Here is a 21,912-nt window from a genome sequence, read left to right as displayed (position 1 = left end):
TTTCGTTGCAGGATTAGTAGTCGTCATCACGTCCCGTGGGTTTCCAGTTGATGTCTTTATCGGCGTGATAGCCCTGAATAGGATGCGGTGGGAGTGGGTAGTCTTTTGCTAAATTAGGAAACCGCAGATCTGGATTTTTATATAGCTGACTAGAGATATTGCTATAAGCTTTCGCTACTCTTTCATTTTTTGCATAGCCAAATTCGCCATCCGTAAACGTATTTTCAATCAGCAGTGCGCCTTTTTTCATACCGAGAGAAGCGGCACGCTGATAGTAATGCATGGCGACAGGGTAATTTCTATCAACTATTTTGTAATATGCAGCAAGTTCATAGTTCGCTTCCGCATCATCCTGATGTGCAGCACACCGCAGATAAGACTCCCCAAGTTTAATTTTCTTTAATTCGTATATGTATATTTTGCCCAGCCTATTTTGCGCCAGTGAACTACCCATATCTCCAGCTTTTAGCAAAAACATCATGGCGTCTTTATCAGACTGAACTACACCGATACCACGCTGAGTCATCACACTCATATCATAGTAACCTAGCGGCACTTGCAACTTAACCATATCCTTATATAGATCGACAGCTTTATTAGTATCCTTATCCAATCCATCCCCACGCAGATAAAGTTCAGCCAAGTTATGCATGGCTTTCCAATGATCTTTCTCTACCGCCTGCTGATAGAGCCTAGCAACTTCAGCCCAGTTTGCAGGACGCTCTTTACTGATAGAGCGTCCCTGCTGAAACCACTGCTCCGCCTGTTGATTCAAAGGTGGGGCAGTATTCTGTTCATGGACACACTTGAATTCGTCGGCCTCAACAAGCCCACTGGCACTTAATAAACCCGCGATCAGCAACGCATTAATAATCGTCATCACGCCCCGTAGGTTTCCAGTTGATATCTTTGTCGGCGTGATAACCCTGAACCAAATTTGGTGGAAGAGGAATATCTTTGGCTAGATTGGGAAGACGAAGTTCAGGATTTTTTGATAATTGGCTCGACACTTCGTAGTACGCCTTGGCTAGCCTCTCATCCTTTTTATAAGAAAACTTACCTTCGCGAAATGTATCCTTGATTTCCATTGCGCCTTTACGCTCCCCCAAGGAAGCAGCGCGTTGATAGTAATGCATTGCCACGGGGTAATTCCTATCCACCAACTCATAGTAGTTACCCAATTCATAATTTGCCTCTGCGTCGTCCTGAAGCGCTGCGCACCGTAAATATGAAACTCCAAGCTGGTATTTTTTCAGGTTGTAAATATACATATCTCCCAGCCTGACCTGCGCTATCGGGCTCCCCATATCCCCGGCCTTAAGCAAAAAAAGTATGGCATCTTTATCGGATTGCACTACTCCAACACCACGCTGAGTCATCACACCCATATCGTAATAACCCAAGGGCACCTGTAACTTCACCATCTCCATATATAGGTCGATAGCTTTATTTGTATCCTTGACAACCCCGTCGCCGCGCAAATAAAGCTCGGCGAGATTGTGCATGGCCTTCCAATGATTTTTCTCTACCGCTTGCTGATAGAACCGAGCGACTTCCGCCCAGTTTGCAGGGCGCTCTTTACTGATAGAGCGTCCCTGCTGAAACCACTGCTCCGCGTGTTGATTCAAAGGCGGAGCAGTATCTTGTTCATGGACACACTTGAATTCGTCGGCCACAACAAGTCCAGTGGCACTTAATAAGCCCGCTGCCAGCAATGCTTTAATAATCGTCTTCACGTCCAGTAGGTTTCCAGTTGATATCTTTATCGCCGTGATAACCCTGAATAGGATGCGGTGGGAGTGGGTAGTCTTTTGCTAAATTAGGTAAACGCAGGTCAGAATCACGGTAAAAGCGACTCGATATATCATCATAGACTTTCGCTAATTTGGCATTTTTCGGATAACCGTTTAGCCCTTGTTCAAAAACATTTCTGATTTCCGTTACCCCTTTAGGCTCTCCTAGAGTAGCAGCACGCTGGTAGTAGTGCATGGAAACAGGATAATTTTCATCCACAACTTCATAATACGACCCCAGCTTGTAAGCTGCATCCGCATAATCTTGCTTTTCAGCACACTTTAAATACCCAAGTCCAACAGCATATTTTTTCTTATCATAGATATATATATAGCCAATCCTGGTTTGAGCCTGCGGACTACCCAAATCGGCAGCCTTAACAAGAAACAACATAGCATCCTTATCGGACTGCACAACGCCTACCCCACGCTGCGTCATCACACTCATATCGTAATAACCTAGAGGGACCTTCAAATCAACCATCCGCATATAAAGATCAATAGCCTTATTGGTATCTTTCAGCACACCATCACCGCGCAAATATAACTCTGCCAGATTATGCATGGCCTTCCAGTGGTCTTTCGCCACTGCTTGCTGATACAACTTGGCGACTTCTGGCCAGTCTGGCAAACGCTCTTTACTGATAGCACGTCCCTGTTGAAACCACTGCTCCGCCTGTTGATTCAAAGGCGGAGCAGTTTCTTGTTCATGGAAGCACTTGAATTCGCCAGCCACAACAAGCCCACTGACACTTAATAAAGCAGCGGCCAACGTCGCTTTAATAATCGTCATCGCGTCCGGTGGGTTTCCAGTTGATATCTTTATCGCCGTGATAGCCCTGAACAGGGTGTGGCGGCAGTGGATAGTCCTTCGCTAAATTGGGAAAGCGCAGATCTGGATTTTTGTAAAGCTGGCTAGATATATTGCTATATGCTTTCGCCAACGTCTCATTTTTTACGTAACCGAAATCCCCATCCATAAAAGTACTTTCAATTGCCAACGCAGCTTTGCGCATACCCAATGCTGCCGCACGCTGATAATAGTGCATAGCAACAGGATAATTAGCGTCTATATTACTGTTATACGAAGCCAGCTTGTAAGTGGCATCTGAATAGCCCTGCTCATCTGCACACTTAAGGTATCTAAGCCCCAAAGAGTCTTTGTTTTTATCGTATATATAAATATACCCGATCTGTGTTTGTGCCTGTGGGTTTCCGAGATCTGCTGCCTTGATCAAAAAAAGCATAGCGTCTTTATCAGACTGCACAACCCCAACTCCCCGCTGAGTCACTACGCTCATATCGTAATAACCCAGCGGCACCTCCAACTTGATCATTTTCATGTAGAGGTCAATTGCCTTATTGGTATCTTTGCTCACTCCATCTCCACGCAAATATAACTCCGCGAGATTGTGCATCGCCTTCCAGTGGTTTTTTTCTATAGCCCGTTCATACAGTCGCGCTACTTGTGACCAATCAGGCAGACGCTCTTTACTAATAGAACGAGCGTCCTTAAACAGTTGATCCGCTTGCTGATCCAGAGGTGGAGCCGTGTTTAGCTCATGAGTACATTTAAAGTCGTCAGCCATGGCTACAGCTCCAGTTAGAGATAAAAACAAAGTGAATACTGAGTTAATCAACAGCTTTTGCATAAGGCGTCACCAAATCCCAAAACCTGACCAAATTACCAACCAGCGGTAACTGCTTCTTTTGTTTTTCCCAATTGTTCGTTACCACCCGATCCCAAGTTTCATAATCGACCGCAATATTTTCGACTAGCGTTCCTTTTTCCGTCTTAACCGCCTTCCCCGAATGCATCGCCCACAACCGCTCTCTCCAAGTCCGCGTCGTTTTCGGACTAGGCATGGCAATGTTCAATTCAGAGTCAGTCTGCAAGCTGCGTAAGTTGATATTGGCGGAGCCCAGAGTGAAAAACAGATCATCAACCAGCAGCAATTTACTGTGCACATAAATCGACTTGTACTGCGCCGTGCCCTGTTCAGGGCCAAGGTGTTCTTCGATGGCCTTATCCGTTTGCCGCTCTGTACTGGTTTTTGCGACCACCGGAGCGCCGCCGTCCTTGCAGCTGACCAGCGTGGCAACGATGATTTTGAGCCCCTTTGGCGGGATCAGTTCGGGTTCCAGTTCACGCGCCGCTGCCTGGTTGTAGTGCTTGTTGGGGTCCGTTTCGATCAGGTCGTCGGCGCGGCTGGAGTCGATGTTCTCCTTGGCCATCTGCGCTTTCACGTCTGCCAGGTCCCGATCGCGCTGAGGTGAGCTGGGGCGGGCCGTCAATTCACGTTCGCGGAGGGCGAGTTGGCGCTGGTCGTATTTGAGATCGCGGTGAGCCAAGGGCATCAGCTCTCCCTGCCCGAGGGTATCCAGCGTCTCGTGAGTGGTGCTTGAGAAGTGACCGCTTTCCGGGTTGTTGGTCACCACAAACAGGTACAGGTCTTGAAGCTTGCCCGCGGCGGTGTAGTCGGCCGCGGTCTTTTTCAGGCGTTCGGCCAAGGGTTTGTAGCGGAAATACTGGTTCTCGATGTAGGCGTACTGGTGCACGTTGCCCAGTGCCTTTTCATACACTTCGAGGATGGTGGTTTCCGGCCCTTCTTCTGGCTGGGTTCTGCAGATTTGCGCAGGTTCACCGCCATTGCAGATGAGGCTCAACGGCTTGATCACTTTTCGCTGGTCGATCAACGTGCCGGTGAAGGCACGTTTTATCCAGTTGGTGCCCTTGTCCCACGCATTGCAAAAGTTGTGGTTGAGGTCGAACAGCACCGGGCCACGCACATGCAGGGAGAGGTCCTGCCAGGGGCCGAAGCCTTGGTCGCGCTTGCCAGTCTGGTCGTCGAAGGCATGCTCGGTGGTGTCCCAGTAGTTGCGTTGCAGGTTGTGCCCCATGACGAAGCCTTCGGCCGTTTGCGGGTCCATGTAGTCGATCACCAGGGTTTTCTGGTGATGGCTGGGGAACAGGCCGAGTGCGAGCATCTGAATAAAAGGCACATCCGGGGACTCGCTTTTCATCAACCGCCACAGAATGGCAAGACGCCCGTAATGGACCCGCAAGCCGTTTTCGTCGTCGTAGGTCAGTTCGCCCGCCCAGTTGAAGTCGCGCGTGCGAAATTCGATGTTGCGTGCCTCACTGCTGTGTACCCAGCGGTGCCAGTCACGCGTCTTGATCTGCTCGTTCGGGTCTTGCACTGTTCCGCCCGAATCGCTGCCCTTGGTGTAGCCGCTGTCCAGCGCATCCAGGTCAATCTGGATCTTGATCAACTTGTCACGTGCGGCGCGTCTGCCACTCTCGTCGCTTGGCGAAAGCTTGGCCAGCTTTGTCTGCTCTTCCTGCTGCTTTTGCAGGAGCTTCTGGCGTTTGGCGTCTCGCCCGCTAGTGTCCGCAGGTTGGCCCTGGGTCATGCCCGAGCCCATCGACGTTCCGCCGGAACCGTTCCAGCCTTCACCGATGACCGAGTTTTCCCCGAGCTGGGCCAGTCGGTTATTCCAGATCAGTACGCGGACTTCCACACCCTGATTAGCCTTTTTCTTGAGCAGTTCGCCGAGACTAAGACTGTCAGCTGAGCCGCGATTGAGGCGTAAACCCGGGTCAAACCCCCAACTGATGAGGTCGATACTGCGCTTGGCCTTCTGTATGCATTCATACACTTTGCCGAACGCTTCCTCCCCACACACCAGCGGAGTGACAATGTTGCCCGCCGGGCGTGGAGGGCTCAGCGGATGATTTTTGTGCGCGAACCAGTCAGCACTCAGGGTCGCTGCGCTTTCTTCAACCGAAAGCGATAATTTCTGATCGAGGTAGGTCATTCAAGTAACTCCATTTACGCCTTCGGCTCACTTTGATCTGCCCACAATTGGCGGAATACATCGCCGATATTCGCGGCTTCCAATGACGCCGCTCCCTCAGGAAAATCACGGTAGCCTTCGCGTCCCAGCCGTTCAGTACGGTGACGTGTCTGGTCGGTAGACTCTTCACTCATGTCCATGCTGAAACGATGGCCGTTGACGGTTTCCACGACATAGTTGCGGGTACCGGGAATGTGCTGAAACACCACGTTGCCCTGCTCATCACTGAAGCCTTTGCTGATCGGCGCGCCATCCGCATAAAGCTGATAGGGCTCATCGGCATAACCGGACATGTTCGGCAAAGGCGCAATGCGCAGACGCAGCTGTCCGGGAGGCGCTTCCTTCATAGGATTGGCTAACGCCTGATCCATCAAACTCCCCGCCTTATCCTTATCCGCCGCCCCTGGCAGCACCGGCGGCTTAATCCCAATCCCAGTCCCACTCCCAGCAGACCCACCGGCATTAATTTTCACCACCGGCCCAACCACCGTAATCCCGCCAGCGTCGAGTTTGATAAAGCTCCCACCCGCCTTCACGGTGAGCTCCATCCCGGCTTCGATGACAATCTTGTCCCCAGCCTTCAGATGAATCTCTTTCCCAACACTAGTCAGCTGCGCAGTCCCCAACTTCACATGCTGGTTCTGCCCAATCGTCAGGTGATCATCCAGCCGCGTTTCAACCTTGCGATCAGCAATCGTGGTGCGATGTTCTTCAGCCTTCAGCTCGGTGTAGGTGTTCTTCTCCACCGTGTCGTGGCGTTCATTGCCGACCCGAATCTTCTGATCATGCTCAATGTTTTCATCCCAATCGCGCTGGGCATGAATAAAGATCTGCTCGGCACCCTTCTTGTCTTCAATCCGCAATTCATTAAACCCACCGCCCCCCGGGGAGCTGAGGGTTTTGAATACGGTGCGGGTTTTGTTCGCCGGCAGGTCGTACGGAACCTGATTTTCCTTGTGATACAGGCACCCAGTCACCAGCGGCTGATCGGGATCGCCTTCGAGGAAGGTCACCAGCACTTCCATGCCGATGCGCGGGATGGCGATGGCGCCGTAGCGATCGCCGGCCCAACTGGAGGAGACGCGCATCCAGCAGCTGGTTTTGTCGTCAGCCAGTCCTTCGCGGTCCCAGTGGAATTGCACTTTGATGCGGCCGTATTGGTCGCAGTGGATTTCTTCGCCTTTGGGGCCGGTGACCATGGCGGTCTGGCTGCCGAGGACGCGGGGTTTCGGGTGTTCCAGCGCCGGGCGGTAGAACACGTCCCACGGGGTGGCGAGGAAGCGGTTGCGGTAGCCCTGGTGGAAGTCGTCCTTTTTGTCGGTGGTGTCGCTGGTCACCGACTCTTCGAGGACTTGCGGTTGTTTGCCTTCGTGGAAGATTTCGGTGAGCAGCCAGAGGTCGTTCCACTCGGTGCGCGGGTGGTCGGACATTTCCAGGAAGTGGCCGCTGACCAGGGTGGTCTGATCGCTTTTGCCTTCGGCCTGGCGGTAGTCGGCGCGGTGGCGTTCGAGGGCGCGTTGGCTGAGGAATTTGCCGCGCGCACGGTCGATGAAGCGGCCGGGGTAGTCGTAGTCTTCGAGGTCCGGCGCGTCGCTTTGCGCCTCGGGTTTGTAGGCGGCTTCGAGTTGCAGGCGTGGTTTTTCGAAGTCGTAGTCGCGACGGGTGACGCGGCCGGTGCGGGTTTCCAGGCGCAGTTTGAAGCCTTTGATCACCGGTTCGTCGGCGACCATACCGCTGCCTTGCACGTACGCGGTTGGCTGCCCGAGTTTGGGGAATACGGTCTGGTCATCGCCGAATACCAACAGATGACCTTTGGCGCTGTGCTGGAAGTGGTAGTGAATACCTTCTTCTTCGCACAGGCGTTGGACGAAGTGCAGGTCGGTTTCGTCGTACTGCACGCAGTAGTCGCGGTCCGGGCAGGGCTGGCTGAGCTGGAAGCGGTAGGCGTTGCCTTTGATGCCGTGCTCGTCGAGGATCAGCGCGATGATTTTCGGCGCGGACATCTGCTGGTAGATGCGCTGGTTGGTGCGGTGGTGCAGGTATTGCAGGTGCGGCACCAGGGAGATTTTGTAGCGGGTCAGGCGTTTGCCGGCATCGCCTTGGGCGACGCGGTAGATCTGGCCGTGGATGCCGGAACCTTGTGGATCGAGCGCGAGGAATGCCTGTTTGTGCAGGAGCTTTTCCAGGTCCAGATCGGGGTTTTCGCTGACCAGTTCGAGGTCGAAGCGATACGGCTGGCTGATGCCTTCGGTGCCGGTGAACGACAGCACTTGCAGGTCGCCGACGTAGTCTTCAACGGTCAGGCTGAAGTGGGTTTCGTTAGCTGGGTTGAACATTGCTTGCTCCCTGTTCGGTAGTCATCCGTTACGCCCGCAGTCGCAGGCGTTGCAGCAAAGACGAAGTGGCGCCCAAGGCGTCACGCAATTGGGCGGCGGTGATGGTGCGCTTGGCCGCATCGAAAGCCAGCGCCGTTCGTAGCGCTGGCCAGCAGTGTTTCGGAAGATTCCTGGGGGCGTGCAGCTCGCGTTCGAGGTGGCCGTCGCGGGCTTCGGTCGAGGGCAAGCGGCGGAACGGGTGTTTGCCGCCCGCCAATTCGTAGAGCACGCAGGCCACGCCGTAGACATCGGCACTGGCCGACAGCGGCTGGCCTTCGAGCAGTTCGGGGGCGGCGTAGCCGGGGGTCCAGGCGTTGAAGCGGTTACGGCTCAGGTGTGGCAGGCCGGGCAAGATGCCCTCCTCGGCCTGGCCCAGACCGAAGTCGAACAGGCGCACGCCTTCTTCGCTGAGCATGACGTTGCTCGGTTTCATGTCACCGTGCAGCACGCCGCGAGCGTGGGCGAAGGCCAGCGCGTCGAGCAGCGGCAGCGCGATGTCGCGCAGTTCTTTCCACGGCAGGCCCAGCGGCCGCTCGCAGAGTAATTTGTCCAGGGTCAGCCCACGCATGAGTTCCATGGTGATGAAGGCGCGCTGGCAATCGGTGTCCACTTCAAAGCTGTGCAAACGCAGCACGTTGTCGTGGCGCAGGCGTCGGGTCAGGGCGAACTCGCTGTAGAGCAAGGCACTGGCGTCCGGCGATTCGGCAAATTCTTCGCTGAGGATTTTCAGCGCGATGTAAGGGTCGGGGTCGCCGAACTGTTCGCTCAGCAAGTCCCGTGCGCGGTAAACCGCGCCCATGCCACCAGCACCGAGCAGGCGCTCAATGCGATAACGGCCTGCGAGCACGTCAGGCATTTCACCGACGCTGGCCTTTGTCGGCGCCAGCGCGGGTTCTGCTTTATGCGGCTTTCCGTTTAGAGACGGGGCAAACGCAAAGTAAGTCAGGTTATTGGCTTCCTCGTCGGTCACCGGCAGGTCGTCGAGCGGCGGCATGAGTTGGGTCATTTTCGGATCACCACAGCGGTCAAGTTGTCCCGGGCCGAGCCACGCAGAGCGCCGTCGAACAGACGCTCCAGCGCAACGTGCGGCGCGGTCAGGCTCAGGGCGTTGCCCAACGCATCGGTGCTCAGCCCTTGGTACAAGCCATCGCTGCACAACAGAAACGCATCGCCGGGGTAAACCTCGAGTTCGAGCACATCCAGCGTCAGCTGCTCGGCAGCCCCGACCGCGCGGGTCAAGGCATGAGCGGAAGGATGCGCACGAGCGTCCTCGACGCTCATGTTTTGCTCGTCGATGAGTTGCTGTTGCAGCGAATGGTCCTTGGACAGCTGATACAAACGCTGGCCGCGCCACATATAGCAACGGCTGTCACCGGCCCAGATGCAGGCCGCGCGATTACCTTCTACGAGCAGCGCCACTACGGTGCTGCCCATGATGCTGTCGTGACGCCCGGCCGTGACGGTCAACTCCTGACCCAAGCGGCGGTTGAGCCAGTGCAAGCACTGGCGAATGCCTTTGAGTCGTTCGTCGAAGTCGTCCTGCTCCGGCAATTCCGCCAGGCTGGCGACGATCAACTGGCTGGCGATGTCGCCACCCTGATGACCGCCCATGCCATCCGCGACCACCCACAGCCCCTGCTGTGGGGAGTCGAGGAAAGCATCTTCGTTGCGCGCCCGAACCTTGCCCGGATCGGTACGCGCAGCGCTGCGCCAGGGACTGGCAACCAGCATCAGAGCTGCACCGGCATACGGAAGGTACGCAGCACGCCCATGTCGAACGGGTTCGGGGTGCGCTGGCTCGACAGCAAGTAGTTGGCGCGCAGGCCGCCTACGTCAGCTTTGAGCACCAGCACATCGCGACCGCTCAGGTACTCGGTCTGCATCAGGTCGAACAGACGGAACAGCGACCATGGGCCGGTGTTCTTTTCGATACCGATCGGGCGGCCGGCCATTTTGTCGAGGACCAGGCTGGTGCGACCGTCTTCAGCGTCGGTCGGCCATTTGAACGACACCGGCACGATCGGGCCGTGGCGGTATTCGATGGTCTTGTCGCCAAACTTGAACTCGGAACGGCTGACGGCCGGGTCGAGGGTGTACGGCTCCAGTTTGAACTGCACTTGCGGCTCGGCCGGGTTGATCGAGAAGAAGCTCTGGCGAATCACTTGTGCCGCGGCCATCTGGTCGAGGTAGACCTTGGAGATCGGCATGCTGTGACCGTCGATGTTGCGCAGACGGTAGTTGCCTGGATCGCCACTCACGAACGGACGCATGTAGGTCTCGAAGAAGCGATCGTTGATGCCCTGCGCCTTGAAGAACTCGCGGAAGTCGCTGATCGCAACGTCGCTGGTGCTGTGGGCGCTGAACGGGTAACGCTTGTTGATCGCCTTGCCGTAGAAACTGTACAGCTCGCTCTGATAACGCTGGTTCAGGTACTGGTAGGAATCGTTCAGCACCAGACGCCAGGTGTCTTCAGCCAGGACGTTGAACCACACGCTGACCGGACGCGGCAGACGGTTGGAAGCATTGCGCAAGTTGCTCAGCGCATCACGCTGGCCGCTCATGCGGGTCTTGGCCATTTCGAACGCGGCCTGTTCCGGCGCACTGGCACGAGCGAGGCTCGCCAGTTGCAGTTGCAGATCGTTGAGCGCCGTCAGGGCCGGGGTCAAATCAGCGGCTGGGCCGTTGTTGTCGTCCAGCAAACGGTGCAACGGTTCGAAGCGGCGTTGCAGGGATTTCTTCGCGGTGTCGGGCAGGTTCTTGGTCATGTCTGCGGCTTTGTCAGCCGCGGCCGCCGCGAGTTTGCCGAGCTTGCCGCCCTTCTCGCCCAGTTTCTCAGCCGCTTCGGCCGCTTGATCAGCATTGTCGGCGATCACCGAGAAACGGGTGTTCTCGCGCACTTCCACCAGCAGTTGCAGCACGGGCGAGTTGGCGGACGTCAGGCCCGCCAGTTGCTCGGCGCCCTCACTGAAGTCGCTGATTGGAGGCAGTGCAACCTGACCAACCGCTTCGCTCCAGAAGTTGGCGTAGTCGCGGAAGTACAGTTGCTCCAGTTCGACCATCAGGCGACGCAAGTCCATGCCGCTGATGCCCGAGCCTTCGCCCAGCACCCAGTTGTCACGCAGGATATCGGTGACCAGCGCAGAGCCCTGAACCGAGAAATACTGCTGATAACCCTGTTGGGTGTAGAAACCCGGGATCACGTATTCGGTGCCGACAAACAGCGCACCTTGTGGGCCCAAGTGTTGGCTGAGGCGATATTCCGGCAGGTTGCGGGCCTGCTCGCGCAGCATCCGGTAAACCACGTTGGCCAGCGATTCGCTGCGCAGTACCTGACGCGCTTGCGCTACCAATTGATCGTTCAGCGGGTAAATAAACGGCTGCTTGAGCAAGCGCTCGAAGTGGGTGTTCAAACCGTTCTGCACCGCGGTGTTGCCGGCGTAACGCTGGGACCATTCGGTGGCCACCCAATCCTTGAGCCACGGGCCGTCGCGACAGTCTTTCATGTTCAGCATCAGGTACGCACGCAGGCTGTTGAGCAGGCGTTCGCGGTCCTTCATGTTGGCGCGGATCTGCCCTTCCAGCAGGGTCGCAACCTTCGGCAGCAGTTGCGCTTCAAGCTCACGCTCGTAGGCCTCCTTGACCACCGGATTGACCTCTTCGCCTTGGTACAGGCCACCCCGTTCGTGGTACGACACATCACCTTTTTTCGGGAAGACCTGAGTCGCCGCGTAGCTGGTGTCGAGAGGCTTGAGTACCGCCATGGAATCATCACGCGCGGTCAATGCCGAGCGCTGTTGTGTCCAGTTGGTCGCCAGATTGCGCAGGTTTTCCAGGCGCTCGTAGTTGGCCGAGAATCCGCCCGCCCACAGCATGCCGAACAGCGCCAGTGCCGCCAATGCGCCCACGTACAGGGCACGTTGGCCCCAATGGATACGGCTGCGTTCGCGTTTGTCCAGACCGGCCAAGTCGGCCTCGGGGAAAATCACCCGGCTGAGCAAGTGGTGAATGAAGCGCGAACGGCCGCTGCGCAAGGTCGGCAGTACGCCAGCGTTCATCCCCAGATTGGCGCCGATACCGGCGGTGGTCTGGTCCATTTCTTGAGTCAGGTGCGGTGCGCTGGTCAGGTAGAAACCGCGCAACTGGCTAACACGCTGGTAGCGGTTGCCGGTGAACGCCATGTCGACGAACAGGCACAGGCGCTCGCCGATCTGCCCCAGTTGATGCGGGAAGTCGAGGATGCGGCCACGGCGCTGGGTGTCGCGCTCCTGGTGCATGCGCATGATCACCTGGCTGTTGAGGCGACGCAGCAGCTCTTCGAACTCGGCGCGCAGGACGGCGACGTCGGTGCCGCTCTGCTCTTTGCGGAAGCTGGTGCCGAGCACCTGATCGCTTTCTTCGCGGGTCAGTTGATCGAAGAACTCGTCAAAACCGAGCAGCTTGTCCGCCTTGCTCAGCACCAGATAAACCGGCACATCGACGTGCAGTTTCTGATGCACGTCTTGCAGACGCGCACGCACCTGGCGAGCCAGGGTGTCGAGGTCTTTCTCGTCGGGGCACAGCAGGGTTTCCACCGGAATGGTCACCAGCACACCGTTCAACGGACGGTTGCGGCGACGCTTGCGCAGCAGGTCGAGCAAGGTGCTCCAGGCGCTGCCATCGACTTCGGCATCCGGCTGGGTCAGGTAACGCCCGGCGGTGTCGATCAGCACACCGTGGTCGGCGAAATACCAGTCGCAATGACGGGTGCCGAGGGTGTCGCGGGTCAGCTTGCGGTCGATCTTGTTGATCGGAAACTCAAGGCCCGAGAAGTCCAGCAGGCTGGTCTTGCCGCTGCCCTGCGGGCCGATCAGCAAGTACCAAGGCAAATCGCTGCGCCAGCGTTCGCTGCGACCGCGATAGAGGCTCGAGGTCTTCAGGGTTTTCAACGCATCCTTGAAGCGTACGCGAAGCTCTTTCTGCTCTTCGTCGATCAGCTCTTCACGGCGGATACGATCCTGGCCGTCTTCGGTGTCTTCGATGGCTTTCTTGCGCACACCAGCGCGCCAGCTGACGAAGACCATGGTCAGGCCCCAGATCAGGAACAGCACACTGATGGTCAGCAGGCGGGAGGTCGAACCTTCCCAAAACTTGTAGTCATTGACCGCCAGCAGCGGCCCGACGAACCACACCAGCAGCGCGACGAACAGCACCAGCAGCAAGGTCCAGACCCAGGTCTGACGCAAGAATGCGCCGACTTTCTTGAAAAACTTTTTCATCACACGTCCCTGTTTACGGCTGCGACTGCGGCTGGACCGCGGCCGGATCTAGCTGCTGATAAGGTTGCAGAACGGTTTCGCGTTGCTCGCCCAATACCCAGGCGAAGCCCGAATACATCACCACCAGGCAAACCACGGTGAACAGCACCACCATCCACGCCGGCACGATGCGCACCAGGCTGCGGCGCTGATCGTTCAAGCCTTCCCAATGGGGCGACAGTTCGCGAGGCACGTCACCGCGCAACTGACGAATCTGGCGATACAAGGCGTCGCGGATGCCTTCGAGCTCGAGCATGCCGCGGGCCTGCACGCGGTACTTGCCTTCGAAGCCCAGCGACAGGCACAGGTACATCAGCTCCAGCATCGGCAGGTGCTTGACCGGGTTTTTCGACAGGCGATCCAGCAGCTGGAAAAACTTCTCGCCGCCGAAGGTTTCGTTGTGGAAGCTGCTGAGCAGGCTCATCTGCGACCACTCGCTTTCGTTGCCCCACGGCGTGGTCACGACGGCTTCGTCGACCACGGTGCACAGCACGTAACGCGCGGCCATCACCTGGCTGCTTTCGGCGCCGTTGTGCAGCGCCCGCACTTCAAACAGCTTCAGCCCGGCAGTCAGTCGCTCGTTGAGCGCGTACATGTCTTCGCGGGTGTCGCTGTGCTTGAGTCGCACCACTTCCGACAACAGGTCAGAGGCGGCTGCGACCAACGAATTGAGGCTGATGTTGAAGGCTTCGGCCGGGCGCAGGCGCGCGGCATAAATCATCCGTTCTTCGAGCTGTTCAAAACGCGGCGGTGCAGCGAAATCTGTCAGCGGACTCGAAGCAGGGCCGTGGCCCTGGCGGTCGAGCAGGACGGTTTTGTCGTCCTGGGTATGTTCCATGTCCTTGATCATGTCGGTCAGTTCCTGATGGCCCAGAATTTCAGTTCAAGCTCGGCAAATTCGCCGGACACGTGGAACGCGAAGCCGCCGGAGCGCTCGAGTTGTGCCAGGTCTTCGGAACTGAGTTCGAGGATGAAATAGGTTTTGTTGGAGTGGAACGCGATCTGCCGCGGGGCCACCGGCAACGGTTTGACCTTGATGCCCGGCAGATGCAGGTTGACCAGTTGGCGGATGCGCTCCACCGGGCCGACCTTGAGGTGCGCCGGCAAGCGATGGCGCAGTTCTTCGGAGTCGCAGTTGGCACTGGCGGCGAGCACGAACGAGGCCGAACCCAGCAGTTTGTGGTCGTGCAACGGCGAGACGATGATCCCGTACTGGCGCGCTTGCAGGACCAGTTCGATGGCGTGCTGTTCGAGCACCATCGACAGCACCTGACGAATCGCTTCCATCAGCTTGCGGAAGCTCGCGCCCTGGTCGCTGTGCTGGTAACGGCTGTCCAGACGCGGGCGTTTGCTGTCGCTGGAAAACGTCGCCAGATCGCCGAGCATGGTCAGCAGCGTGCGGTACAACTCTTCCGGGTGAACCTGTTCCAGGCCGAGGTAGTGGCGCAGCAGCAGTTCGGTGCGGTTGATCAGTTGCAGCATCATGAAGTCGCCGACTTCCGCGCCACCGACCTTGCCGTTGGAACGGATCCGCTCGGCGATGGTGTCGCCACGGTGGCCGAGCATGCTGATCACTTCTTTCAGGCACGACAGCAGGTAGCTGGACGAATGCGCCTGAATGTAGGTCGGCACGAAATCCGGGTCGAGGCTGATCACGCCGTCGGGCGTGGTGTCGAGCACTTCACAGATCTTCAGTTTCACGTAGGCCTGGTCGCTCTGCTGCTCGCCGAGCAACAGTTTGAAGTCCGGGCGCCCGCAGCTGACCTGGCTGGCGGAATCGTCGCCGGCGTTGGAGTCGGCGACTTCCGCTTCGTACGCGGTGTAGCGCGCCAGCACGTCGGATTGCTCCGGACGGCGCGACTCGATGTGGTTACCGGTGACCAGCGGCAGCGCCAGGTAGATCGGCGTGTTGCCGGTGTTCGGCGGCACGTCGAGGGCCAACGGTTCGGTGTTGCCGCCGAGTTCGAACAGGCTGCCGTCCGGCAGAATCCCCGAGGCCTGGCTGATCACCAGTTTGCCCATGTTGAGGAACTGCAAGTCGATGTCCAGGTTCAGGAAGCCCCAGGTGTAGCTGCCCAGCAACTGCGTGCGGGTCTTCATCTGGTGGTCGTAGTAGCGATCGTTGTGCTGGAAGTGCTGCGGGCGAAGCAGCATGCCTTCCTGCCAAATCACTTTATGGGAATTCATGATCAGTCATCCGCCTTGGCGAGCGTTTCGTTGCTATTGCGAATACCGGCCTGGTCGAGGGTCAGATCAGCGTTGGTGACTTCCACCGGGGTGACCTGCACCGTGTAGCGCCATTTGGTTTCCGGCAGATCGCGGTAGGCGGCGAGGATGCCGACGTAGCGACTGCCCTCCTCCACGCTGAGTTTCATCTCCACGGTTTCACCTGGACGCAGTTCGATTTCTTCGCTGGCCACCAGGTCCGGGGCCAGGGATTCCTTGGCGCGCTCGTACAGGCTGAAGAAGTCAGCGTTCTCGAACGTCACCGGATGCTTGAGCTCGAACAGACGCACAACGATCGGCGATGGACGCCCGTTGAGGTCCGGGTTCAGCTGATCGCTGGCGGTCAGCTTCAGGTTGAGCTTGGTGACATGGGAATACGGCGACAGCGACGAGCAGCCAGCCAGCAGCACCAGGGCCGCGAGCGCCGTCAGCGTCTTGAAAAAAGCGGTCGAGCAGCGAGACATGCGCATCATCCTTGGTGGTCGGTGTGAAGGGTGGAAATCAGGCGGATCTGTTCTTCGTAGGCCTGAGCGAAGTCGCGGGCCAGCAGGCGCTCGCTCCAGTCATCGTCCTGACGCAGAGCCTGGTGATAACGACCGTAAGCTCTCCAGCGACTGCCGGACGTGGCGAGCAACGGCTTGTTGTCGCGCTCGAAACGCAGGGTCAATTGCTGTGGCGAGAAGTGCTCCAACGTGCCGCGAACGGCAGCGCGGCTGGCGGTCAGTAAGGCCACTTGGTGTGCCTGCAAATCGCGGAACGCACGAGAGATCGCCTGCTCGGCCGGCAACTGGCCCGGCTTGTTCGGCTGCAACAAAATGCCCAGCGCTTCGCCGGCATCTACGGCAAATTTCAGCGGGTTCTTTTGGGTGCCTTGCACGGTGGTCTGGGCCAGACGCAGTTCGTTTTTCAGTTCGCTGCGGGTACGCAGGCTCTGCTGCAAACCGCCGACGCTTTGCTTGAGCAGGCGTGCAGCGTTGAGCGCCAGGGCTTCGCGGGCGTCGTGGTCGAGGCCTTTGAGGTCCACGCCCAACGCGGCGCCGAAGTGCTCCCAGAAACCTTCGCTCTGACGCTCGATCAATTTCGGCGGCGGAGCTGGCGCAGGTTCTGCCGGGGCGTCGATCAGCTCCGGCACCATCAGGCTTTCCATGTCGATGCGCGCATAGTCGGCGCGCTGACGGGTGTCTGAGAGGGTGGTGCTCGGGGAAATCAGTTCGTCGATTTCCGAATACACACGCTCTTGCTGATCGAGGGCATTGAGCGGGTCGAGATCGAGAAACGCATCGTCCGGAATGATGCTGCCCGCTGCTTGCGGACGGCCGACTTCAACGTCGAAGGTCGCCGGGTCGCGCACCAGCCGCGCACGGATCTCGAAGTCACCCAGCACGTAGACACTGCCGTGCTCGATGCGCATCGCTTCGCCCTTGCGCAGGCGCGCGCCGCTTTCGCTGTCCGAAATACCGTTGCTGCTGGTATCGGTCAGGAAAAACGTGCCTTCGCGGTAGCTGATCAACGCGTGGTGGTTGGACAGGTGACGCTTGCGGTCCGGGATGATCCAGTCGCAATCCTCGCCCCGACCGATCACTCCACCGGCCTGTTTGAAGGTCTTCTGGCACAAATCCGTGGGCACGAACTGCTTGGTGTTGAGCATTTCGAAAACCAGTTCCATGGTGATACTCCTTGCGGTCACTTGCCGCGATTGACCGCCTGCGGATCACCCAATGGGCGATAGGTGTTGTCGTTGTATTTGTAATTGCCGCTACAGCCGCCGAGGCCGCATAGAACGACGAGGGTCAGCAGGACGGCTTGCCAGTGACGAACAGACATCAGAGGGTCTCCAGGGGTAGACAAAGTACAAAGCGCCGACCCGTTTGGGCGGCGCTATCAAAAGCGGATGAGGTGAAGCCGAGCGCTCTAGTCAGTGGCCTTGAGCCGATCTCCCGTAAAAGGGTGATTCCCTGCTGCCAGTGAGATTCCTGTGGCGAGGGGACTTGTCGGAATGCCGCACCACCCCGTTGGGTCGCGAAGCGGCCCCAAAACCGGCTACCCCGTTTATTCAGGCAGACCGCGTTGGCTGAATTGCGACTGCTGCGCAGCCGAACGGGGATAAATCCCCTCGCCACAGAGAATTCGCTGGCCACAGGTGGAATTCCAACCAAGGTGAGGAAATTGATATCAGCCATCGAAATCACCCAAATTGATATTCAGGCGCCCGAGGCGGTACAGCAGCGTGCGGCGTGGCAGCCCGAGTTCGCGGGCGGCGAGGGTCTGGTTGCCGTCGTTTTTACGCAGGGAATCGAGCAGCAGCCTGCGCTCGACCTGCTCCAGGCGTTCGCGCAGGTTCAGGCTGCTGTCTTCCGGCATGGCTTCCATGCGCAGGGAGAAATGCTCGGCCAGTAACTCACCGCCCTCGCACAGCAGCACCGCGCGTTCGACCAGGCCTTTGAGTTCACGCACGTTGCCGGGGAAGGTGTAACCGGACAGGTGATCCAGCGCCGCATCGGACCAGCACACCGCATCGCGCTGCAAGAACGAGCAGGCCTTGTCGGCGAAGTGCCGGGCCAGGTCGAGGATGTCGCCTTCGCGCTGACGCAGCGCCGGCAACTCGATCGGGAATTGCGCGAGGCGGTAGTACAAGTCCTCGCGGAATTTTCCTTCGCTGACCAGCACCGACAAATCCCGGTGCGTCGCTGCGATGATCCGCACGTCGATCTTGTGGGTGTCGTTGGAGCCCAGCGGGCGGATCTCGCCCTCCTGCAGAACCCGCAACAGCTTGGCTTGCAGGGACAACGGCATGTCGCCGATTTCATCGAGCAGCAAGGTGCCGCCGTTGGCCGCGTCGAACAGCCCGGCACGGTCGCGATCAGCACCGGTGAACGCACCTTTGCGGTAGCCGAACAGTTCGCTTTCCAGCAGGTTCTCGGGGAACGCCGCGCAGTTCTGCACGATGAACGCCTGGGAACGGCGCGGACCGCAATCGTGAATCGCCCGCGCCACCACTTCCTTGCCGGTGCCGGTTTCACCGCGCAGCAACACGGTATACGGGCTGTGCAGGACTTTGCTGATCAGCGAGTAGGTCCCGCGCATGGCCTTGCTCTTGCCGATCAAGCCGTAACCGCTGGCGCTCGGGACGAGGACCTTCACCGGTCGTGCATCACCGGTTGGCTGACGCAGACGTTGCAGCAAATGCAGCTGGCCGAGTACGAACGAGCCCAGTTGCCCCAGGGAGTCGGCAAAGCCTTGCAGGTCGATGTGCCGGCGACTGGCGCACAGGAGCAAGCCTTCGACGGCTTTCTGCTGATTGACCATTGGCACGCACAGCAGCGACTGCCAAGGCGTGGCCTGAGGCGGCAGGAAACTGGTTTCGTGCAGGCTGCCGCTCAGTTCGCTGAGGCTCACCACGCGGTTCTGGCACAGGGCGAATTGCAGCAGTTGTTCACCGTTGTAATCCGCCGGCAGGCTCGCCGCTTCCCGGGGTTGCAGGATGCCGTTGAGGCATTCGGCGTTCATCCCCAGGCACGTGTGAGTCGCGTCCAGCAGGTACAGCTGCGTCAACTCGCAACCGCTGAGCTCGGCCAACCCGCGCACGAAGTCACCCAGCAGCGCAGCACCGTCCGCCGCGCGCGACAAGCGGGCGAACTGCGCCAGCAAGGCTTCGGCATAGACCAGCGGTTGCGGCACCTGAGTGAACATCACACCCACCTCAGGCGAACTCGCACGTCACGCTGGCGTTGCCGTCGAGCGTCGCGTGGACACGCTTGAGGCTTTCGCCCGTGGCCATCGCATCGAGCAAGCGGTCGGCCACCAGCGGCAGCACGTGCAGGTCGAGCAAATGGTCGATCAGGCGCGCGCCGCTGTCGCTCTGGGTGCAGCGATCTGCCAGGTGATCGACGAGGTCTTGCGAGTAAGTGAAATCCAGCTGACGACGGTTCAGGCGCTCGCCCAAACGACCGAGTTTGATTTCAATCAGTTCGCGCAGCACCGGGCCGCCCACCGGGTAGTAAGGCACCACGCGCATGCGCGCCAGCAGCGCCGGTTTGAAGTGTTTGCTCAGCACCGGGCGGATGGTTTCTTCGAGTACTTCGGCCGACGGCCGCGCGCCGTTTTCACAGAGCTCGGCGATGCGGTCGCTGCCCAGGTTCGAAGTCATCAGGATCAGCGTGTTGCGGAAGTCGATCTCACGCCCTTCGCCGTCGTTGGCCACGCCTTTGTCGAAGATTTGGTAGAACAGGTTGAGCACGTCCGGGTCGGCCTTCTCGACTTCATCGAGCAGCACCACCGAGTACGGTTTCTGGCGCACGGCTTCGGTGAGCATGCCGCCCTCGCCATAACCGACGTAGCCCGGCGGCGCGCCGATCAGGCGCGACACGGTGTGCTTCTCTTGGAACTCGGACATGTTGATGGTGGTGATGAAACGATCGCCGCCGTACAGCAAATCCGCCAGGGCCAGCGCGGTTTCGGTTTTGCCGACGCCGCTCGGGCCGACCAGCAAGAACACGCCGACCGGCGCATCAGGTTTGTTCAGGCCGGCAGCGGTGGCGCGCATCGAGCGGTCCAGTGCGTGAACGGCTTGTTCCTGGCCCCGGATGCGGGTGCGCAAGTCGGTGGCGAAGCTCGCAACCTTGGCGTTGTGCTCACGGGCCAGTTGGGCCAATGGCACACCGGTCCAGGCGCTGATCACTTCGGCGACCAGACGCGGGCAGACTTCGAAGCTCACCAGACGTTCTTTGATCTGAAGTTCGGTCAGGGCTTTGTGGGTTTCGTTCAGCGCAGCTTCCAGGGACGCGACGCTTTGCGCTTCGTCCACAGGGGCTTCGAGCGTTTCGATCACAGTGCCTTCGGCATCTTCTTCAACCGTGACAGTGGGCTCGACGGCGGCAGCTTCGCGGGCCTTGGCCAGTTGCTGACGCAAGTCCAGCAGGCGCTCTGCCAGTTCTTTCTGCTCGGTCCAAAGGGTTTCCAGCGCGACCCTTTCGTCTTCAGCTTCGGCCAGGCGATCTTCCAAAGCGTCCAGCGCTTCGTGATCGATCAGCAGACCGGCCTCGGCATCACGGCGCAAGGCCTGACGCTGACGGCCGCCTTCAGCCAGTTCACCCCGCAGGCGCTCAAGGCTTTCCGGTGCGGCGGCGAGGCTGATGCGCACGCGAGCGCAGGCGGTGTCGAGCACGTCGACGGCTTTGTCCGGCAGCTGACGGCCCGCAAGATAGCGAGCAGACAACTCGGCCGCCGCCACCACTGCGTCGTCGCGCAGGTAGATGCCGTGGCTCTTCTCGTAGACCTGAGCCAGGCCACGCAGGATGGTCACCGCTTCGCTGACGGTCGGTTCGTGCAGCTGCACCGGTTGGAAGCGACGGGCCAGGGCCGGGTCTTTTTCGAAGTACTTCTTGTACTCCGCCCAGGTGGTGGCGGCGATGGTGCGCAACTCGCCACGGGCCAGGGCTGGCTTGAGCAGGTTGGCCGCGTCGGAACCGCCGGCATTGCCGCCCGCGCCGATCAGTGTGTGAGCTTCGTCGATGAACAGGATGATCGGTTTCGGCGAGGCTTTGACTTCGTCGATCACGCCTTTGAGGCGACGTTCGAATTCACCTTTGACGCTGGCGCCCGCCTGCAACAGGCCCATGTCCAGCGACAGCAGCTCGACACCTTTCAAGACTTGCGGCACTTCACCCGCCGCGATGCGCGAGGCCAGGCCCTCGACAATGGCGGTTTTACCGACGCCGGCTTCACCGACCACAATCGGGTTGTTTTTGCGGCGACGGGCGAGGATGTCGACCATCTGCCGGATCGCGCCATCGCGGCACAACACCGGGTCGAGTTTGCCGTCGCGGGCTTGTTGGGTCAGGTTGTGGGTGAAGCGCTGCAGCAGCGATTCGCCGGGCACAGCGGATTTACCGGTGGCCGGTTGCTCTTTCTGCGACAGGGCGAATTCTTTCAGGCGCTCGATGTTCAGTTTGGCCAGCAACGACTGGTAGCGACTGCCGGCGTAGCGCATCGGGTTGCGCAACAGCGCGAGGATCAACGCGGCTTGCTCGACCTGGCTTTGGCCCAATTCAAGGTTGGCCACCAGCAACGCGTCTTGCAGCCACTGCACCAGCTCCGGGGCGAACACCGGGTTGCGCGACGCGCTGTGCTCGACCCGCGATTGCAACGCGGCGCTCAGCTCACCGGCATCGACTTCGGCGTCTTGCAGCGCGCGTGCGAGCAAGCCTTGCGGGCGCTCCAGCAAGCCCAGCAGCAAGTCTTCGACGAGGATCTTGCTGCCGCCTCGGGCGACGCAGCGTTCGGCCGAACTTTCCAGGTCACGACGGGTTTCGGCATCCAGCGCCTGGATAAGTTGTTGCAGGTCTACGTTGATCATTGGTCATCTGT

General features: G+C 58.8%; 16 protein-coding genes. All 16 read right to left on the bottom strand.

Translation table 11 applies throughout. The features are described 5' to 3' along the window. Positions 1–13 precede the first annotated feature (13 nt). Positions 14–880, bottom strand: coding sequence for a tetratricopeptide repeat protein (locus KW848_RS08695; protein WP_218536579.1), 867 nt, complete (start codon positions 878–880; stop codon positions 14–16). Then, a complete protein-coding gene (locus KW848_RS08690) occupies positions 867–1,736 on the bottom strand; it encodes a tetratricopeptide repeat protein (protein WP_218536578.1) in 870 nt (289 codons plus the stop codon). Before KW848_RS08690 ends, KW848_RS08695 begins: the two co-directional genes overlap by 14 nt. Further along, positions 1,720–2,586 (bottom strand): tetratricopeptide repeat protein, encoded by an 867-nt coding sequence (locus KW848_RS08685; protein ID WP_218536577.1) that lies wholly within the window; start codon positions 2,584–2,586, stop codon positions 1,720–1,722. Before KW848_RS08685 ends, KW848_RS08690 begins: the two co-directional genes overlap by 17 nt. Beyond that, positions 2,573–3,445, bottom strand: coding sequence for a tetratricopeptide repeat protein (locus KW848_RS08680; RefSeq protein ID WP_223529964.1), 873 nt, complete (start codon positions 3,443–3,445; stop codon positions 2,573–2,575). The genes KW848_RS08685 and KW848_RS08680 overlap by 14 nt, the downstream gene beginning before the upstream one ends. Next, the gene (locus tag KW848_RS08675) at positions 3,426–5,612 is read right to left on the bottom strand and encodes a phosphatidylserine/phosphatidylglycerophosphate/cardiolipin synthase family protein (protein ID WP_218536576.1); all 2,187 of its coding nucleotides are present in this window, start codon (positions 5,610–5,612) and stop codon (positions 3,426–3,428) included. Before KW848_RS08675 ends, KW848_RS08680 begins: the two co-directional genes overlap by 20 nt. A 14-nt stretch (positions 5,613–5,626) precedes the next feature. Next, positions 5,627–7,987, bottom strand: coding sequence for a type VI secretion system tip protein VgrG (tssI, locus tag KW848_RS08670; protein ID WP_218536575.1), 2,361 nt, complete (start codon positions 7,985–7,987; stop codon positions 5,627–5,629). Positions 7,988–8,015: 28 nt separating this feature from the next. Beyond that, on the bottom strand, positions 8,016–9,032 hold the full coding sequence (locus KW848_RS08665) for a serine/threonine-protein kinase (RefSeq protein ID WP_170206606.1): 1,017 nt from the start codon (positions 9,030–9,032) through the stop codon (positions 8,016–8,018). Continuing rightward, positions 9,029–9,757, bottom strand: coding sequence for a PP2C family serine/threonine-protein phosphatase (locus tag KW848_RS08660; protein ID WP_218536574.1), 729 nt, complete (start codon positions 9,755–9,757; stop codon positions 9,029–9,031). The genes KW848_RS08665 and KW848_RS08660 overlap by 4 nt, the downstream gene beginning before the upstream one ends. Continuing rightward, complete coding sequence (tssM, locus tag KW848_RS08655; protein ID WP_218536573.1) at positions 9,757–13,281, bottom strand: type VI secretion system membrane subunit TssM; 3,525 nt, start codon at positions 13,279–13,281, stop codon at positions 9,757–9,759. Before tssM ends, KW848_RS08660 begins: the two co-directional genes overlap by 1 nt. Positions 13,282–13,294: 13 nt before the next feature. After that, on the bottom strand, positions 13,295–14,170 hold the full coding sequence (icmH, locus tag KW848_RS08650) for a type IVB secretion system protein IcmH/DotU (RefSeq protein WP_046045023.1): 876 nt from the start codon (positions 14,168–14,170) through the stop codon (positions 13,295–13,297). A 5-nt stretch (positions 14,171–14,175) separates the two neighbouring features. Continuing rightward, positions 14,176–15,507, bottom strand: coding sequence for a type VI secretion system baseplate subunit TssK (gene tssK, locus KW848_RS08645; RefSeq protein WP_046045022.1), 1,332 nt, complete (start codon positions 15,505–15,507; stop codon positions 14,176–14,178). Positions 15,508–15,509: 2 nt separating this feature from the next. Then, positions 15,510–16,010 (bottom strand): type VI secretion system lipoprotein TssJ, encoded by a 501-nt coding sequence (gene tssJ / locus KW848_RS08640; protein WP_111448259.1) that lies wholly within the window; start codon positions 16,008–16,010, stop codon positions 15,510–15,512. A 5-nt stretch (positions 16,011–16,015) separates the two neighbouring features. Further along, the gene (gene tagH, locus KW848_RS08635; protein ID WP_218536572.1) at positions 16,016–17,212 is read right to left on the bottom strand and encodes a type VI secretion system-associated FHA domain protein TagH; all 1,197 of its coding nucleotides are present in this window, start codon (positions 17,210–17,212) and stop codon (positions 16,016–16,018) included. Between the two features lie 17 nt (positions 17,213–17,229). Further along, on the bottom strand, positions 17,230–17,370 hold the full coding sequence (locus KW848_RS08630; RefSeq protein ID WP_008150087.1) for a hypothetical protein: 141 nt from the start codon (positions 17,368–17,370) through the stop codon (positions 17,230–17,232). A gap of 348 nt (positions 17,371–17,718) precedes the next feature. After that, positions 17,719–19,236, bottom strand: a complete 1,518-nt coding sequence (locus KW848_RS08625) for a sigma-54-dependent Fis family transcriptional regulator (RefSeq protein WP_218536571.1) — start codon at positions 19,234–19,236, stop codon at positions 17,719–17,721. A 10-nt stretch (positions 19,237–19,246) separates the two neighbouring features. Next, entirely contained in the window at positions 19,247–21,901 is a 2,655-nt protein-coding gene (tssH, locus tag KW848_RS08620) for a type VI secretion system ATPase TssH (protein ID WP_218536570.1), read from the bottom strand. Positions 21,902–21,912 lie beyond the last annotated feature (11 nt).

It is taken from the genome of Pseudomonas sp. PDM25, assembly GCF_019219045.1.
GTDB lineage: Bacteria > Pseudomonadota > Gammaproteobacteria > Pseudomonadales > Pseudomonadaceae > Aquipseudomonas.
Note: the sequence above shows the minus strand (reverse complement) of the source record. Positions and strands in the feature narration are given on the sequence as shown.

Coding starts and splice junctions, on each gene's coding strand:
- KW848_RS08695 (WP_218536579.1), bottom strand. CDS start 880: ATGACGATTATTAATGCGTTGCTGATCGCGGGTTTATTAAGTGCCAGT.
- KW848_RS08685 (WP_218536577.1), bottom strand. CDS start 2,586: ATGACGATTATTAAAGCGACGTTGGCCGCTGCTTTATTAAGTGTCAGT.
- KW848_RS08680 (WP_223529964.1), bottom strand. CDS start 3,445: ATGCAAAAGCTGTTGATTAACTCAGTATTCACTTTGTTTTTATCTCTA.
- KW848_RS08675 (WP_218536576.1), bottom strand. CDS start 5,612: ATGACCTACCTCGATCAGAAATTATCGCTTTCGGTTGAAGAAAGCGCA.
- tssI (WP_218536575.1), bottom strand. CDS start 7,987: ATGTTCAACCCAGCTAACGAAACCCACTTCAGCCTGACCGTTGAAGAC.
- KW848_RS08665 (WP_170206606.1), bottom strand. CDS start 9,032: ATGACCCAACTCATGCCGCCGCTCGACGACCTGCCGGTGACCGACGAG.
- KW848_RS08660 (WP_218536574.1), bottom strand. CDS start 9,757: ATGCTGGTTGCCAGTCCCTGGCGCAGCGCTGCGCGTACCGATCCGGGC.
- tssM (WP_218536573.1), bottom strand. CDS start 13,281: ATGAAAAAGTTTTTCAAGAAAGTCGGCGCATTCTTGCGTCAGACCTGG.
- icmH (WP_046045023.1), bottom strand. CDS start 14,170: ATGATCAAGGACATGGAACATACCCAGGACGACAAAACCGTCCTGCTC.
- tssK (WP_046045022.1), bottom strand. CDS start 15,507: ATGAATTCCCATAAAGTGATTTGGCAGGAAGGCATGCTGCTTCGCCCG.
- tssJ (WP_111448259.1), bottom strand. CDS start 16,010: ATGTCTCGCTGCTCGACCGCTTTTTTCAAGACGCTGACGGCGCTCGCG.
- tagH (WP_218536572.1), bottom strand. CDS start 17,212: ATGGAACTGGTTTTCGAAATGCTCAACACCAAGCAGTTCGTGCCCACG.
- KW848_RS08630 (WP_008150087.1), bottom strand. CDS start 17,370: ATGTCTGTTCGTCACTGGCAAGCCGTCCTGCTGACCCTCGTCGTTCTA.
- KW848_RS08625 (WP_218536571.1), bottom strand. CDS start 19,236: ATGTTCACTCAGGTGCCGCAACCGCTGGTCTATGCCGAAGCCTTGCTG.
- tssH (WP_218536570.1), bottom strand. CDS start 21,901: ATGATCAACGTAGACCTGCAACAACTTATCCAGGCGCTGGATGCCGAA.